Genomic DNA, 14,973 nt, shown 5'->3' with positions numbered 1-14,973 from the left:
GTGTGGTGTCGGGGCAGGGTCTCCGCTCCGACGGTCATGTGTGGTCTGTCGACCGCTTCTTGCGCTCCGCGCCCAAACGGGCGAAGTAGGCGATCAGTTCGGGGTTGTCGACGGCTCCGGGGTTGAGGACCTGCTCGGCGGCAGCGCCTTGAAGGAGCCGTTTGACGGGAACCTCGAGCTTCTTGCCGGTTTTCGTGTGAGGCAGGGCCGGTACGGCGAGGATCTCGTCGGGGACGTGGCGGGGTGAGGCGCCGGCGCGGATCGCGTCGCGGATCCGGTCGCGCAGCCCGTCGTCCAGGACGGTCCCTTCGGCGAGGACCACGAAGAGCGGCATCCAGTAGCCGCCGTCGGGTTCCTCCGCGCCGATGACGAGGGCCTCGGTGATCTCGGAGAGGCGTTCGACGATGTCGTGGACGTCGACGCTGCCCAGGCGCACGCCGTTGCGGTTGAGGGTGGCATCGGAGCGGCCGTGGACGATGAGCGAGCCGTGGGAGGTGTGGGTGATCCAGTCCCCGTGCCGCCACACGCCCGGGTAGGCGCCGAAGTAGGCGTCGCGGTAGCGGCTGCCGTCAGGATCGTTCCAGAAGTACAGCGGCATCGACGGCATGGGCCGGGTGACGACGAGTTCGCCGACCTGGTCGCGAACCGGCGTGCCCTCGGAGTCGTAGGCGGCCAGTGCCACGCCCAAGTTGGGGGCGGACAACTCCCCTGCCCAGACGGAGGTCGTGGGTGCGCTTCCGGCGAAGCCGGAGACGACGTCCGTGCCGCCGCTGGTGGAGGCCAGTTGGATGCCTTCGCCCACGTGGTCACGGACCCACGGGTAGGTGGATGCGGGCAGGGCGGAGCCGGTGCATCCGATGACACGGACGGCGGACAGATCGTGCGCGGAGGGTTCGATGCCCAGTTTGGCCATGGCCAGCAGGTACTGGGGGCTGGTGCCGAAGACGGTGACGCGGTGGCGGGCCGCCTGCTCCCACAGGATGTCCGGGCGGGTCTGCGGCGCGGGGCTGCCGTCGTAGGTGCAGGTGGTGGCTCCGGTCAGCAGGGTGGAGACGACCAGGTTCCACATCATCCAGTGGGTGGTGGTGTACCACAGCAGCCGGTCCCCGACGCCCAGGTCGCAGTGCAGGCCGAGGGTTTTGAGGTGCTCCAGCAGGACGCCGCCGTGCCCGTGGACGATGCCTTTGGGCAGGCCGGTGGTGCCGGAGGAGAACACGACCCACAGCGGGTGGTCGAACGGCACCGGGGTGATGGCGAGGTGTTCGACGCGGGTGGCCGCTTCCTCCCAGGCAACCACCAGCCCCGAGGGTTGGCCTTCGGGCCAGGTGAGGCCCACGTGCTCCACGAGCACCGTGCCCTTCAGCGTCGGCAGGGCGGCGGCCAGCTCGAGCGAGGCGGTACGGCGGTCGTGCGTGGTCCCGTTGAAGAGGTAGCCGTCCGCGGTGATGAGCGCGGCCGGTTCGAGCTGGGCGAAGCGGTCGGCGGCGGCCTTGGGTGCGTAGTCCTGGCCGCATACCGACCACACCGCGCCGATGCTGGCGGTGGCGAGGAAGGCGATGACGGCGTGGGGGGTGTTGGGCAGGTAGCCCACTACCCGGTCGCCCTGTCCGACGCCCAGGTCGCGCAGGGTGGCGGCGACGGAGGCGACCTGGGCGCGCAGCTGTCGGCCCGTGATCTCGTAGCCGGCTCCGGTCTCGTCCAGCGCGGTGATCGCGGGCGCGTCCGGGTGCAGGTTGCGCACCGCGTGGTGGGCGTAGTTGAGAGTGGCGCCCGGGAACCAGCGTGCGCCGGGCATGGTTTCCTCGGCCAGCACGTTTTCGTACGGAGTCGTTGAGTCGATGTCGAAGTACTGCCACACCGCCTCCCAGAATCCTTCGAGGTCGGTGACGGACCAGCGGTGCAGAGCCTCGTAGTCGGTGGGCTCGTCAACTCCCTCGGCGCCCTGGTGACGTGCGGCCCATCGGGCGAAGTCCGCGACGCGGCTGCGGGCGGCCGCGTTCGGGTCGGGAGTGAAGAAGGGTGCCGGGTACGGCGTGGGGTGCGGGGTGGTCATGGTGTGGTGCTCCTCGGCGGGGGAACGGCCCGGGCATCAGGCTTACGGCGGCCCGTGTGCAGCAGGGGTGCCCAGGCGGCGGTGCCCGTGAAGTCGCCGGTGCCGGCGGGGACGGTGTCCATCACGACGCGGTCCGGACGCAGCAGGACGGCGTCCGAGCGGCCGCCTGCCAGCCAGGCCGCCAGAGTGCCGTCGTCGCCCAGGTCGTCGACGTGGATGGGCGGTGCGCCCAGGGCCGTGGCCACGGCCGTCATCCGCGCTGTGGGCGGCACAGCGGTCAGGACGGCGAACGAGTTTCCGAGGACGTCATCGAGGCGGACCACCCCGCCGTCGTGCCGTACCCAGGGCTGCGGGCAGAACGTTCCGGCCAGTGTCCGGCCGGCCATCCGGGGTTGACGCCGTACCAGTGGGCCGGCGGTCAGAGCGGGGCTGAGGTCACGGCTCACTGCCGCGGTCACGCCGGGGATGCGGCAGGCCGTTCCCACGAGAGTCCGGCGGAATGCCGCACCGCGGCCCTGGCCACCGGTCATGGCCCAGCCCACGGCGACCGCGACGCGGATCAGGTGGCGTGCGTGCGGCTTGCGTTCGTGCTCGTAGGTGTCCAGCAGTCCGTCGTGTGCGCCCTGTCGCAGGACGCGGGCGAGTTTCCAGGTGAGGTTGTAGGCGTCGCGCAGGCCGGCGCACAGGCCCTGCCCGACGAAGGGCGGGGTGAGGTGGGCGGCGTCGCCCAGCAGGAAGACGCGCCCTTGGCGCCAGCGGTCGGCGAGGCGGGCCCGGAAGGTGTACTGCGCCTGCCGGATCACCTCGAAGTCATTGTCCTCCGACCCGTCGGACGGCAGGTCCACCCAGGGGGCGACCAGCTCGCGCAGGCGCTCCCGGCCCTCCGCGCCGTCCAGGCGCTCGTCGTCGTCCAGCCGGAACTCCCAGCGGTAGCGGTCCTCGCCGACCCGCATGTAGGTGGCCGGACGGGTGGCGCAGCAGATCTGCTCGGCTCCCTCCCAGCTGTTCACCCGGCGGCTGGTGCGCACGTCGATGACCCGCCAGCTCTCCTCGAAGTGCAGGTCCTCCCAGGCGGCACCGATGGCCTCCCGGGTGAGGCTGCCCGCACCGTCGCAGCCGAGGACGGCGTCGGCCCAGAGGTGCTCCTCCTCGTCGCTGCCGTCGCGGCGGAAGGTCACCCGCACCGGAGCCGTCCCGTCGGCGGGCTGCGTGACGGACACGGCCTCCACGCCGCCCCACAACTCGCATTCGGGGCGGCGCGCCAAGGCGCGCCGCAGCAGGCGCTCCAGCTCGGGCTGGTCGAACATGTTGGTCTGCGCGAAGCCGTGGTGGCCCTGCAGGGATCGCGGGAACTCGGTGATCAGGCGGCGCCGGGGATCCAGGAGCCGCAGGCCCGGCGCCGGGCGCGAGACGGCTGCGAACTCCTCGTGGATGCCGACGCTCTGCAGGATCCGGCAGATCTCGTCGTCCGCGACGACGGCGCGTGGCAGGGGGTAGATGTCCCGGTGGCGTTCGAGGAGCAGGCTGCGTACCCCGTGCCGGGCGAGCAGGAGGGCGGCCGTGACCCCGACCGGTCCCGCGCCGATGATCACCACCGGTCTCCGGGCTTCGGCGCTCACCTCGCGTCCGCCACGGCGGTCCGCTGCTCACCGAGGTCGATCCGCCCGTCCGGGGTGGCGATCGTGGCGGTGATGAGGTCGCCGTCGCGCAGGTAGAGGGGGTTCTTTGCCTGGCCCTTGAAGAACGCCTTCCACCTCACTGCGGGCGGCAACAGCGCACTGATCTTCGCGACCGGCTTCGGCGGGGCCTTCAGGGCCGTGCCGCCGGGGGTGCCGGTCAGCAGCAGGTCGCCCGGGTCGAGGGTCTGGAATCGGGCGAGCAGGGTGAGCGCCTGCGCGGGCCGTACGATCATGTCGGCGAGCGTGCGGTCCTGGCGCGGTACGCCGTTGACGTTCAGCCGCAGCCGCAGGTTCAGCAGATGGGCGAAGTCCTCGGGCTCCAGCAGCGCCAGGTACGGGCCCGTCGGGGTGAAGGTCGGGTAGGACTTGCTCTCGTAGAACTGGGTCTTGGTCAGCTGGACGTCGCGGGCGCTGACGTCGTTGGTCAGCAAGAGCCCGGCGACGTAGCGCGGCAGGTCCCGCTCCTCGACCACGGTGCCGACGGGCAGGGGGGCGCCCATGACAAGGCCGAGTTCCACCTCGTAGTCGAGGAAGTTCACGTGCGCGGGGCGGACGATCGTGTCGTGGGGGCCGCTGATCGAGCCGGACGCCTTGCGGAAGAAGGTCGGCGGGATGTCACCGGTGAAACCGGAATCGCGGGCGTGACTGCGGTAGTTGACCATCTGGGCGACCACCCGGCAGGGAGTGGTGACGGGCGGCAGCGTCACCAGGTCGGCGACGGGCGTGCCGTCCTCGGCCGAAGAGGCTGCCTCGCGGACCGCGTCCCTGTCGGCGAGGAGCTCGGCGGTGGTGGCGGCCTTGGTGTCGATGCGGACGGCGCGCTCGTCCCGGACGACCCACCAGCCGTCGGGGGTACGCAGAACGTTGGTGCTCATGAGCTCATCGCTTTCATCAGGCCCAGCAGGCGTGCGGGGTCGAGTTCGTTGTCGCCGCGCAGGGCCGTCATGACCTCGCGCAGCTTGGCGGGGGACGGGTTGGCGCCCAGGAAGTCACGCGTGACCGGCGGGCCCCACTGGGCCAGTCCGCTCGCCGACATGGGCGCCCACCCGGGTTCGAGGTCGCAGGAGAACAGGTCACCGTCGGCGAAGTGCTCCAGCATGAAGTGGTCGGGGTCCCGCCAGTAGTCGAAGAGCTGGCTGCCCTGGATGTGCCGGCCGATCCCCCAGCTGCGCCGGTAGCCGCGCTCGGCCAGGTACTCCCCGCCTCCGGCGATCGCGTCCAGGTCGGTCACCTGGTAGGCGGAGTGGACATACCCGGTCCCCGGCCCCAGATGCATCGCCAGCGTGTGGTGATCGACCGCCACGCTGCCCTGGTCACAGCGGATGAACGCCATCGTCGGACCGCGCTCGCGCTGCCCGTCCAGGAACAGGAAGTCGGACACGATCATCCCGAGGGTGTCCAGGTACCAGTCCAATGTGCGGGCGAACACCCGTGTCTCCAGCACCACATGGCCGAGGCGCTGGATACGGGACGGCTCGCGGGGCGGACGCTGGGTGATGTTGATACGGCGGGGTTCGGTGCCGGTGTTGAGGAGCAGCGGGGGCTGCTCGGACAGCCTCGGCAACTGTTCGGCGCAGTGCACGACCCGTACCGGAAGGCCCGAGGGATCGAGCAGGGCGACCGATCGTCCACCGCCCGGCACGTCGATGTCCCGGACGGTACTGCCGGTGGCGCGGGCCAGCCGGTCGAGATCGGCCCGCTCGGCCGCGCGGAACGCCGGCCCGACGAAGCGGGACGAGCGCCCACGCCGGATGACCATGCAGGGTGGGCCCGCGAACGTGCCGCGCAGCCACAGCTCCCCCTCGGTGCGGGCGGCGATCGCGAACCCGAAGTCGCGCGCGAAGACCTCGGCCCGGTCCAGGTCCGGCTTCTCGAACTCCAGCCAGGCCAGGTCCGCCACTTTGATCATCGGGTTCCGCGAGCGCCCGGGATGCTCGCCGCGAAGGGCCCCGTGCTCACTGTGGAGGTCTTGGTGGGGGGTCAGAGGACCACCCTTGTTAACGGGGATTCGGGACATCGTGCCCTCCAAGCAACACTGCCGTAATGATGAAATCATCAACTTTGCCGTTCCTCATCGTCAATAGAGGTAGCCAAAATAATTGAGGACTTCATCAGTAATGGCAGACTCATCGCGGCGGTTGTTACACTCGCCGTATGCCGACGTCAGCTCCGCCCAAGAACCGCTTCGAACGGCGCCGTGCCGAGACCCGTCAGGCGCTCGTCCGTGCGGCCCGGCAGATCCTCGCGGAAACCGGGGACACCAGCGCCAGCATCCAGGCCATCGCCGAGCGCGCGGACGTGGGTTTCGGCTCCTTCTACAACCACTTCGAGTCCAAGACCGAGTTGTTCGACGCCGCGGTGACGGACGCCCTGGAGGAGTTCGGCCAGGTCATCGACGAGCGCGTACAAGGGATCGACGACCCGGCCGAGCTCGTCGCGGCGGGTTTCCGCCTCACCGCCCGGTTGACCGACTCCCACCCGGAACTCCTGCGCATCCTGCGTGACCGCGGTCTGGCCCACATCCACTCCGTCCACGGCTTGTCGCCGCGAGCCTTGCGCGACTTGGAGATCGGCATCGCGTCGGGCCGCTTCACCTGCGGCAACGCGACCACCGCCCTGTCCGCGGTGGGCGGCACCCTGATGTCCCTCGTTGCGCTGCGACTGGACCGCCCCGACCTCGACGGGGACGAGGCCGCCTCAGACCTCGCGGAAATGGTCCTGCGCATGCTCGGCGTTCCCCCGGACGACGCCCACGAGGTCACCCGGCGCCCACTGCCCGGGCTGGACTGAGAGCTTCGACCACAGCCCGGGGGCCCGGCGTCCGGAAGGACCCGAGCCCTTGCGCACCGGCACTGAACGACGCCCTCATCGACACGAAAGACCTCACGGGCCCGCCTCGGGGCGAAAGACCGTGGGCGCCGGTGCTCCCTCAAGCACCGGCGCCCACTCACCCCTGCCCGAGGGTGGTCCTGAGGGACTTTCCGTCCAGGTGTCAGGGGACGAGGATGAAGCGGATCGGGTCGCCGATCTTGTTCTCCAGACGGCTGACCGCGTCGGCGGCCTCGGCAAGCGGGATGTGGTCGGTGATGGAGGGGGCCAGGTCGAGCCGGCCGACCTCCGCCAGCCGGACCAACTCGGTCACGGACTCGGGTGTGCCGCCGTAGTGGCCGCGCACCTGCTTGCCCAGGTAGTTGAAGGTCAGGCCCTCGCTGATGGTGATCGGCCTGGGGCTGATGCCGACCAGGATCAGGACCCCGTTCAGGCCGAGCACGGCAGCGGCCTGCTCACGGACGGCGGGCACGCCTGCACAGTCGAAGGCGAAGTCCAGGCCCCGCCCGCCGGTGACCGCACGCACCCGGTCGGCGAAGTCGGGGGCGGCCGGGTTCAGGGCGAAGTCCGCGCCGAAGGCCAGGGCGCGCTCACGCGCGCCGGGCAGCGGGTCGACCGCGATGATCGGCGCGGCGCCGACCAGGCGGGCGACGCGAACGTTGTGGGCACCGACACCGCCCACGCCCCAGACGCCGACGGACTGGGCGGGGCGGACCCCGGCGGTGGCGACGACGGCGGCGTAGGGGGTGGAGACCGCGTCGGGAATGATCGCGGCCTGGTCGAAGGGGAGATCGTCGGGGATGGGATGAGGGTGTCCTCGCGGGCGATCGTGTACTGGGCCCAGCCGCCGTCGTAGTCGATGCCGCGGGTGAGGACCCGGGTGCAGGAGCGGCGGCGCGCGCAGCCCTCGCACTGCCCGCAGCTCTGTCCCGCCTCCAGGGTGACGCGGGTGCCGACGGGCAAGCCCCGCTTGAGGTCGGGGCCGAGAGTGTGGATCACACCGGATACCTCGTGGCCGACGGTGACGGCGTCGGAGTTCAGGAAAAGCGGGGGAAGGGATCCGTCGATCAGGTGGACGTCCGAGAGACAGACGCCTGCAGCCTTCACCTCGACGAGTACCTCGCCCGAACCGGGCACGGGGACGGGGACTTCCTCCACGGCGAACCTCTGCGAGTCCAGGTGGAAGCGCGGCAGCGCTCCGATTTCCATACGCCGTAGGGAACTACTTCAAGTGGTACCATACGTCGTATGGAAATTCGAAAGAAGGCTCCCCGGGGGACGAGAAAGAGGGACGTACCGCTCACCAAGGACGGCATCCACGCCACGGCGCTGCAGCTCATCGACGCCGACGGGGTAGAAGCCCTCACCATGCGCAAGCTGGCGGCCGCGCTGGACGCGAACCCCATGTCGCTCTACCACCACGTGCCGAACAAGGACGCCGTGCTGCGCGGGGTGGCCCAGCGCGTCGGCTCACAGTTCCGCGCCGGGGAGCGGGAGGACATCCCCTGGCAGGAGCGTCTACGCCAACTTGCGTTGGACTTCCGCGAACTGTGCCGCCGTCACCCGAAACTGATGGGGTACTCGTTCACGCGTGCCGACTACATCCAGCCGGAGGACCCCTTCTGGCAGGGACTCATCGACATCCTGTCGGCCGCAAAACTGCCGGTGTCGGAGATCCCGCGTGTGGCTGCGACCCTGTGCGCCGTGTTCACGGGTCTGCTGGTCAGCGAACTGACCGGATCGCTGCAGCGATGGACGACCCTCCCGCCGACACCCCCCGGCCCCGACGGGGAAGACCCGCCCTCACCGCCGAAGGACATGATCGACACGATGTTCAGCTGTGCGCTGGACGCGGCGATCGCCGGCGTCGAAAGCCATGCCGCCCGAGTCCGCGAGGGGGCATGACGAAAGCATCGGCTCCGCGGGAGTGGACCCCTGGTCCGCCGAAGCCCCCGCCGGGCTGGTCTGATACCCCAGCTACAGGGAAGGAAGCAAGAAGAGGCAGGAGCACAGGAAGGCTGCTGCGATGCCCGGAACAGTGACGCGGGCCAGGTCCGCCCGATACTTGCCCATCGCTGATCACGGCTTGATCGGGGATCTCCACACGGCGGCCCTGGTGGGCACCGACGGGACCATCGACTGGTACTGCTGCCCCTCCTTCGACTCCCCCAGTGTGTTCGCCGCCCTTCTGGACGCGGACCAGGGCGGGGCCTTCGAGTTGTCACCAGCGGTCCCCGCCGACACCAAGCAGTTCTACTTCCCTGACACCAATGTGCTGATCACCCGGTTCTTCACCGAGGACGGGCTGGGGGAGACCCAGGACTTCATGCCCGTGGCCGAGGCCGGCCCGTCCGACCGCCACAGGCTGATCCGGCGGGTGGTGTGCGTCCGCGGAAGGATCCCGTTCCGGGCCCGGGTGGCCCCCCGTTTCGGATACGGCGCGCATCCGCACACCGTGCGGATGTTGGGCCGGGCTGCCCTGTTCACCTCCCAGGACCTGTCGATGACGCTGACAGCCACGATGCCGCTGGAGAACGACGAGAACGACGTGTGGACGGAGTTCGAACTCTCCCAGGGCGAGACGGTGGTCTTCGCCCTCGACCGGGTCAGCGACGGCACTCCGCCGCTCCGTCACCCGCGCGCCGAGGCCGAGGGTGAATTCGTGGCCACAGTCGCCTTCTGGCGGCGCTGGCTGCAGCAGTCCCGCTACCGCGGCCGCTGGCGGGAGATGGTGCACCGTTCCGCCCTCACCCTCAAGCTGCTCACCTACGCCCCCACCGGTGCGATCGTGGCGGCCCCCACCACCAGCCTCCCGGAACAGATCGGCGGCGGCCGCAACTGGGACTACCGCTACGCGTGGGTGCGCGACTCGGCGTTCGCCGTCTACGCGCTGCTCCGGCTCGGCTTCGCCGAGGAGGCCGAGGCTTCCATGGGGTTCCTCACCCAGCACATCGCGCGGCGCGGGAGTGGGCCGTCCGGGCCGCTGCAGATCATGTACGGCATCGACGGACGCTCCGAGCTGCCCGAACGGGAGCTGCCTCATCTGGAGGGCTACCGGGGCTCGGCTCCCGTGCGGGTCGGCAACGACGCCGCCGCCCAGTTGCAGCTCGACATCTACGGCGCCCTGCTCGACTCCGTGTACCTGTATGACAAGTGGTGTCGGCCTCTCTCCAGCGGCCACTGGCGCGCAGTGTGCGCCCTGGTGGACTGGGTTTGTGAGCACTGGGACCAGCCCGATGAGGGCGTGTGGGAGACCCGCGGCGGGCGCAGGAAGTTCCTCTACTCCCACCTGATGTGCTGGGTGGCCATCGAACGCGCCATCCGTATGGCCCTGCGCCGCGGCCTGCCGGCCCGGCTCGACCGCTGGAGCCGGGTCCGGGACACGATCTACTGGCGGATCATGGACAAGGGCTGGTCGCCCACCCGGCGGGCGTTCGTCCAGTACGAGGACGGCGACGTGTTGGACGCCGCGGTGCTGATGATGCCGCTGACCAAGTTCATCTCCCCCACCGACCCCGTGTGGCTGTCCACCCTCGACGCCCTCGGCAGCGAGCTGGTGTCCGACTCCCTGGTCCGGCGCTACGACCCCAGGGCCGGCCTCGACGGCCTGGAAGGCGAGGAGGGCACCTTCTCCATTTGCTCCTTCTGGTACGTCGAAGCCCTCGCCCGTGCCGGACGCCTGGAGGAGGCCCGCCTGGCTTTCGAGAAGATGCTCACCTACGCCAACCATCTCGGCCTGTACGCCGAGGAGATCAGCCACACCGGTGAGCAACTGGGCAACTTCCCTCAGGCCTTCACCCACCTCGCCCTCATCAGCGCAGCCTTCAATCTGGACCGCGCCCTGGGCTGATCCGCCACGGCCACAGTTCGGCCGGCTTCAGCCCTGGTCGGACACGCCCGGGCCTACCGGTAGGACCTGACGTACTTCCAGTCGCTTTCCTTGTCGTCCCAGCGGTAGGAGTGACTGTCACGGCCGTACCGGACCGCATCGGTGAAGCGGTCGCCGTGCTCCTGGCCTCGGTATCCGGTCCAGCAGTAGTGCCAGCCGCGGTTCCCGTCCCAGCAGTAGCCCTCTTCGACGTTGCGCAGGTAGCCGACGCCGTTGTCCCAGCGGTGGTCGTCGGCCTTGACGCTGACGACCGAGCGCTGAACATGCGTGGATGCGGAAGTCGCGGCCGTGGCGGTGCCGCAGGCACCGACAACGGCTGCGCCCGCGACCACGGCGGAGGCGGCAGCGAGAGAAACACGCTTCGCAAGCTTCTTCATGGTGGTCTCCTTCGGGTGGCGTGATCGGCGATCACGGCAGTTGATCGCCGACAGCACTCAGCATCGGGTTTCCATACACTGTATGGATACATTCTCATTGATACCATACAACGTATGGAAAAGCGAGCGCCCACAATGGACGGCGGTACTGGGCTGCTCACTCACGAGGGCCGGAGCCGAAGCAGCGCGGCTCCGGCCCGCCCGCCTCAACAGGCCTTCAGAAGCAGCAGAGCGGTGTCGTCGGCACGATCGCCCGATGGCTGGGCGTGGGCGATGAGTCTGTCGGCGATGCGCTCCAGCGGGCCGGTGGCTTCGGACAGGACCGCCGCCAGGTCGGTGAGGGCGGTGTCGTGGTCGGTGCCGGGGATTTCGACGAGTCCGTCGGTGTAGAGGACCAGGAGGGCGCCGGGTGGCAGGGGGATGTCGGCGGTGGGGTACTCCGCCGTGGGCTCGACGCCCAGCAGAGGGCCTGGCGGTGCGGCCAGGACCTCGGTGTGCAGGTCGGGGCGGCGCAGCAGGGGCGGGCAGTGGCCTGCAGTGGCCAACTGGGCCATGTGGCGGACCGGATCGATGTGTGCGTACAGGCAGCTGGCGAGCAGGCCGGGGTCGAGGTCGTTGAACAAGTGGTTGGTGCGGGCCAGGACTTCGCCCGAGGGTGCGCCCGCGACGGCGTAGGCGTGGACCGCTGTGCGCACCTCGCCCATCAGGCCGGCGGCGCTGACACCGTGGCCCTGCACATCGCCGATGACGGCGGCGACTTCGGTGTCCGACAGACGGATGAGGTCGTAGAAGTCGCCGCCCACCTCTATGCCATGACTGGCGGACAGATAGCGGGCGGCCACGTCCAGGCCGTGCATCGTCGGCAGCGTACGGGGGAGCAGGCCGGCCTGGAGCCCCTCCGCCAGCTGGTGCTTGGCGTCGTACTGCCGGGCGCGGTCCAGGGACTGGGAGATCAGGGCACTGATGGCGGTGAGGGTGGCGCGCTCCTGCAACGTGAAGGAGCGGGGTTGCCGGTAGCCGACCACGCAGACTCCGAAGTACTGGCCGGAGGCCATGAACGGCAGCCATGCCCACGCACCCAGACCGTCGTCGATGGCCGCGCTCTCGGGATACACCGCACGCAGCTCGTCCCGATCGGCGAAGAAGGACGGCACCCCCTGGGTCAGCCCCCAGAACGGTGCGCCGGTGGTCAGCCCGGGGAGCGGTAGGTCGCAGGCGAGCGGAGCGTGGTCGACCAGGTCGACCAGCTCAGGGCTGAAGCCGTGCTGGCCGACGACTCGTACCCGGCCCGCCTCCGCGACCAGCAGGGCGAAGGCCTGCGCGTGCAGGGTGACCAGTAGGTGTCCGGCCACCAGGTCCACGACCTCCTCGGCGGACGCCGCCGCGGCCAGGCCGCCCGAGAGCCGCATCATGTGGTAGTGGGCATCAAGGCCGGCGGGGCGGGGCGCCGGCCCGGTACCGATGGCCAGTTCGTCCTGGCTGTGGGCAGCGCCGGCCGGGGCAGAGATGCGCAAGCTCACGCCGGTGCGGTCCGGATACAGCTGGAACAGCAGCTCCCCGCCGGTAGGGGGCTGTTTCACCGCGTGAAGGATGTCGGGAGCTGGCTCGCGAGTGCCGCCTGGTACCGCAGTCGGTGCGGAGCGTGGGCCAGCCACGGCACGGCTTCCCACAAGCGGACACCCAGCAGGTGCGGGATGCTCTCGCCCAGCAGGTCGGCCGCAGTGTGGTCGACGAAAGTGGTCCGCCCCCGCACGTCGATTCTGCACGCCCCTTCGGGAAGCGCGGATACGAAGTCGACTGCGGCCTGAGCATGAGCCGGTGCCGAGCGATGCGCCGGCGTCGGGGGCAGGAGACGCGCCGCGAGCCCGGGCTGCAAGGGGTGCCCCGTCTCGGCAGCGTCCTGGAGCAGCAGGGCCATACAGCGGGCCGCGGTGGTCAACCGGCCGTGTGCGCGCGCATCCGGCGCGGGCGATTTCTGAGAGAACAGCACCAGCACGGCGCCCCAGACGCGGGAGTCGGCCACGAGCGGGGCCGCTGCAACGGCACCCACAAACGGGAAGGTCAGGGCCAGCTGGGGATAGCGACGGGCGAACTCTTCACCGGAACCGACCCACACCGGGCGCCGCTGGAGTATCGCCTCGGCAAGTGGGCCATCGGATGCGGCAGCCACCCGTAGGCGTCGCAGCAGACCGACGAACCCGGTGGGCATTCCGAGGCTCGCGTCGAGAACCAGGACTTCGCCGCCGGGCTCGAGCAGGAAGAGCGCCCCCGCGTGCGCACCCGTCCCGGCCACCGTCCTGGCCACTGTCTGATCCAGCAGCTCCTGGACGGCAGCGGGTTGCAGATCCTCGCCACTGGCCATCCGCTGCGCTCGCTCCGCGGAGTCGTCCGCCCCTTTGCATGATAGGCGGAGCCGTGCAGGCCCGCTGCTGCACGCCGCTAGGCCATGGACCGCCGGCAGGCGGGAATCCGGGAGCAGCGGCTGACCGAGCACCTGATGCGGCACCGGCGTAGAAAGGTAAGGGGGAGCCCGTACGACTCAGGGAGTGGCTCGCCATGCAGATCGTCGTGGACCTCACCCGCTGCCAGGGCTACGCGCAGTGCGTTTTCCTCGCCCCGGAGGTGTTCGAGCTGCACGGGGAGGAGGGATTGTTGTACGGCCCAGCCGTTCCCGAGGATCAGCTGGAGCGCGTACGCCAAGCCGCGGCAGCGTGTCCGGTCCAGGCGATCCTCCTCGGCGAGGAGGTGAGCGGTGGTGCCCGGTGATCTGCGGGACGGCCGTATCGTCGTCGTCGGCGCATCGCTGGCCGGGTTGAGGGCCGCGGAGGCGCTGCGCGAGGAGGGCTTCACCGGCTCCCTGACCGTGGTGGGCGATGAGCCCCATCCCCCCTACGACCGGCCGCCACTGTCCAAACAGGTGCTGCTCGGCCAGGCGACGGCGGACAGCACCGGGCTGCCGATGCGCCGGGACCCGGACGCCGAATGGCGGCTGGGAGTACGCGCCACCGGGCTGGACCCGCTCGCGAAGCGGGTGGTGCTGGACGGCGGCGAGTCACTGCCGTACGACCGGCTGCTGATCGCCACCGGGACCCGGGCGCGGCCCTGGCCCAACCCGGAGGAGGCCGCCCTGGACGGGGTGTTCACCGTGCGCACCCGCGATGACGCCGAGGGGCTGAGCGCTCGGCTGGCTGCGGGGCCGCGGCGCGTGCTGGTGATCGGTGGCGGTTTCACCGGATCGGAGATCGCATCGGCCTGCCGGGAACGGGGCATTGAGGTCACGGTCACCGAACGCGGCCCCGCCCCCCTGGTGGGCGCGCTCGGCGGCACCCTGGCGAAGCTCGCGGCCGCCATGCAACGCAACCACGGCGTGGACCTGCGCACCGGGGCGACGGTCACCGCCCTGCGCGGGAACGGCAGCTTCACCGGTGCCGACCTGTCCGACGGCAGCCGCGTCGAGGCGGACGTGTGCGTCGTGGCCCTGGGGGCGATCCGCAACGTGGAGTGGCTGGCCGAGTCCGGGCTGGCGGCGGGCCCGCGCGGGATCGCCTGCGACGCCGGGTGCCGCGCCTTCAACATGTACGGAATCGTCACCGACGACATCTTCGTGGCCGGTGACGTCTCCCGCTTCCCACACCCGCTGTTCGGATACCAGATGCTCTCACTGGAGCACTGGGGCAACGCGGTCGCCCAAGCCGAGGTGGCGGCCCACAACATGGTCAGTCCGGGGCCGCTGCGCCGTCCGCACCTCGCCCTCCCCACCTTCTGGTCGAGTCAGTTCGGGCTCAACATCAAGTCGGTGGGTGTGCCCACCTTCTCCGACCACGTGGTCATCGCACAGGGTTCGCTCGAAGAGCGCCGTCTGGCGTTGGTCTACGGCTACCAGGGGCGGGTCACCGCCGCGGTCACCGTCGACATGGCCAAGTCGCTCGACTACTACGCGCACCTGATCGAGACCGCCGCCCCGTTCCCGCCCGCGCCCGGCGCGACGGACCGTCCACTCGCGGCCGAAGTCCCGGTTCCCTCCGATGTTCCGGACCCGAAGGGGCTGTCCCACGGCCCCACCGTGGCGCTCACCGGTTACCTGCCGGACCGCCGGCTGACCGTGGTGCCGCCCACCGGCTGACCGTTCCGCCGCCCCCGAGGAGC

12 protein-coding genes and 1 pseudogene are annotated in these 14,973 nt (G+C 70.3%); 5 read left to right on the top strand and 8 right to left on the bottom strand.

From position 1 onward, the window contains the following. Window positions 1-34 precede the first annotated feature (34 nt). The 4 genes from ACZ7L1_RS21705 to ACZ7L1_RS21690 are packed head-to-tail and all read right to left on the bottom strand — an operon-like array spanning window position 35 to window position 5,749. Complete coding sequence (locus ACZ7L1_RS21705; protein ID WP_471439330.1) at window positions 35-2,053, bottom strand: acetoacetate--CoA ligase; 2,019 nt, start codon at window positions 2,051-2,053, stop codon at window positions 35-37. Next, window positions 2,050-3,672 carry a bifunctional 3-(3-hydroxy-phenyl)propionate/3-hydroxycinnamic acid hydroxylase MhpA gene (mhpA, locus tag ACZ7L1_RS21700; protein ID WP_471439329.1) on the bottom strand — a complete coding sequence of 541 codons (1,623 nt, stop codon included), beginning with the start codon at window positions 3,670-3,672 and terminating at the stop codon, window positions 2,050-2,052. The genes ACZ7L1_RS21705 and mhpA overlap by 4 nt, the downstream gene beginning before the upstream one ends. Then, the gene (locus ACZ7L1_RS21695; RefSeq protein WP_471439328.1) at window positions 3,669-4,607 is read right to left on the bottom strand and encodes a fumarylacetoacetate hydrolase family protein; all 939 of its coding nucleotides are present in this window, start codon (window positions 4,605-4,607) and stop codon (window positions 3,669-3,671) included. Before ACZ7L1_RS21695 ends, mhpA begins: the two co-directional genes overlap by 4 nt. Beyond that, window positions 4,604-5,749 carry a VOC family protein gene (locus tag ACZ7L1_RS21690; RefSeq protein WP_471439327.1) on the bottom strand — a complete coding sequence of 382 codons (1,146 nt, stop codon included), beginning with the start codon at window positions 5,747-5,749 and terminating at the stop codon, window positions 4,604-4,606. Before ACZ7L1_RS21690 ends, ACZ7L1_RS21695 begins: the two co-directional genes overlap by 4 nt. 137 nt (window positions 5,750-5,886) lie before the next feature. Between ACZ7L1_RS21690 and ACZ7L1_RS21685 the strand changes: the two genes are divergently transcribed. Further along, a complete protein-coding gene (locus ACZ7L1_RS21685; RefSeq protein ID WP_471439326.1) occupies window positions 5,887-6,522 on the top strand; it encodes a TetR/AcrR family transcriptional regulator in 636 nt (211 codons plus the stop codon). Between the two features lie 202 nt (window positions 6,523-6,724). On the opposite strand, the pseudogene ACZ7L1_RS21680 reads toward ACZ7L1_RS21685, so the two are convergent. Beyond that, window positions 6,725-7,770 (bottom strand): annotated as a pseudogene (locus ACZ7L1_RS21680) (zinc-binding dehydrogenase). Between the two features lie 39 nt (window positions 7,771-7,809). On the opposite strand from ACZ7L1_RS21680, the gene ACZ7L1_RS21675 reads away from it, so the two are divergent. Beyond that, window positions 7,810-8,466, top strand: coding sequence for a TetR/AcrR family transcriptional regulator (locus ACZ7L1_RS21675; protein WP_471439324.1), 657 nt, complete (start codon window positions 7,810-7,812; stop codon window positions 8,464-8,466). 121 nt (window positions 8,467-8,587) lie between these two features. Beyond that, on the top strand, window positions 8,588-10,411 hold the full coding sequence (locus ACZ7L1_RS21670) for a glycoside hydrolase family 15 protein (RefSeq protein ID WP_471439322.1): 1,824 nt from the start codon (window positions 8,588-8,590) through the stop codon (window positions 10,409-10,411). Window positions 10,412-10,464: 53 nt separating this feature from the next. On the opposite strand, the gene ACZ7L1_RS21665 is transcribed toward ACZ7L1_RS21670, so the two are convergent. From ACZ7L1_RS21665 to ACZ7L1_RS21655, 3 genes are all read right to left on the bottom strand, one after another. Further along, window positions 10,465-10,827 (bottom strand): hypothetical protein, encoded by a 363-nt coding sequence (locus tag ACZ7L1_RS21665; protein WP_471439321.1) that lies wholly within the window; start codon window positions 10,825-10,827, stop codon window positions 10,465-10,467. 206 nt (window positions 10,828-11,033) lie between these two features. Continuing rightward, window positions 11,034-12,407 (bottom strand): PP2C family protein-serine/threonine phosphatase, encoded by a 1,374-nt coding sequence (locus ACZ7L1_RS21660; protein ID WP_471439319.1) that lies wholly within the window; start codon window positions 12,405-12,407, stop codon window positions 11,034-11,036. Continuing rightward, window positions 12,404-13,189 carry a GAF domain-containing protein gene (locus ACZ7L1_RS21655; protein WP_471439317.1) on the bottom strand — a complete coding sequence of 262 codons (786 nt, stop codon included), beginning with the start codon at window positions 13,187-13,189 and terminating at the stop codon, window positions 12,404-12,406. The genes ACZ7L1_RS21660 and ACZ7L1_RS21655 overlap by 4 nt, the downstream gene beginning before the upstream one ends. A gap of 194 nt (window positions 13,190-13,383) precedes the next feature. Between ACZ7L1_RS21655 and ACZ7L1_RS21650 the strand changes: the two genes are divergently transcribed. Together ACZ7L1_RS21650 and ACZ7L1_RS21645 are read left to right on the top strand one after the other, a co-directional pair. Next, window positions 13,384-13,593 carry a ferredoxin gene (locus ACZ7L1_RS21650; protein ID WP_471439315.1) on the top strand — a complete coding sequence of 70 codons (210 nt, stop codon included), beginning with the start codon at window positions 13,384-13,386 and terminating at the stop codon, window positions 13,591-13,593. Next, window positions 13,583-14,950, top strand: a complete 1,368-nt coding sequence (locus ACZ7L1_RS21645) for an NAD(P)/FAD-dependent oxidoreductase (protein ID WP_471439476.1) — start codon at window positions 13,583-13,585, stop codon at window positions 14,948-14,950. Before ACZ7L1_RS21650 ends, ACZ7L1_RS21645 begins: the two co-directional genes overlap by 11 nt. Window positions 14,951-14,973 lie beyond the last annotated feature (23 nt).

This window comes from Streptomyces sp. NPDC107546 (assembly GCF_055639175.1).
This window is presented reverse-complemented; position numbering and strand designations above follow the sequence as displayed.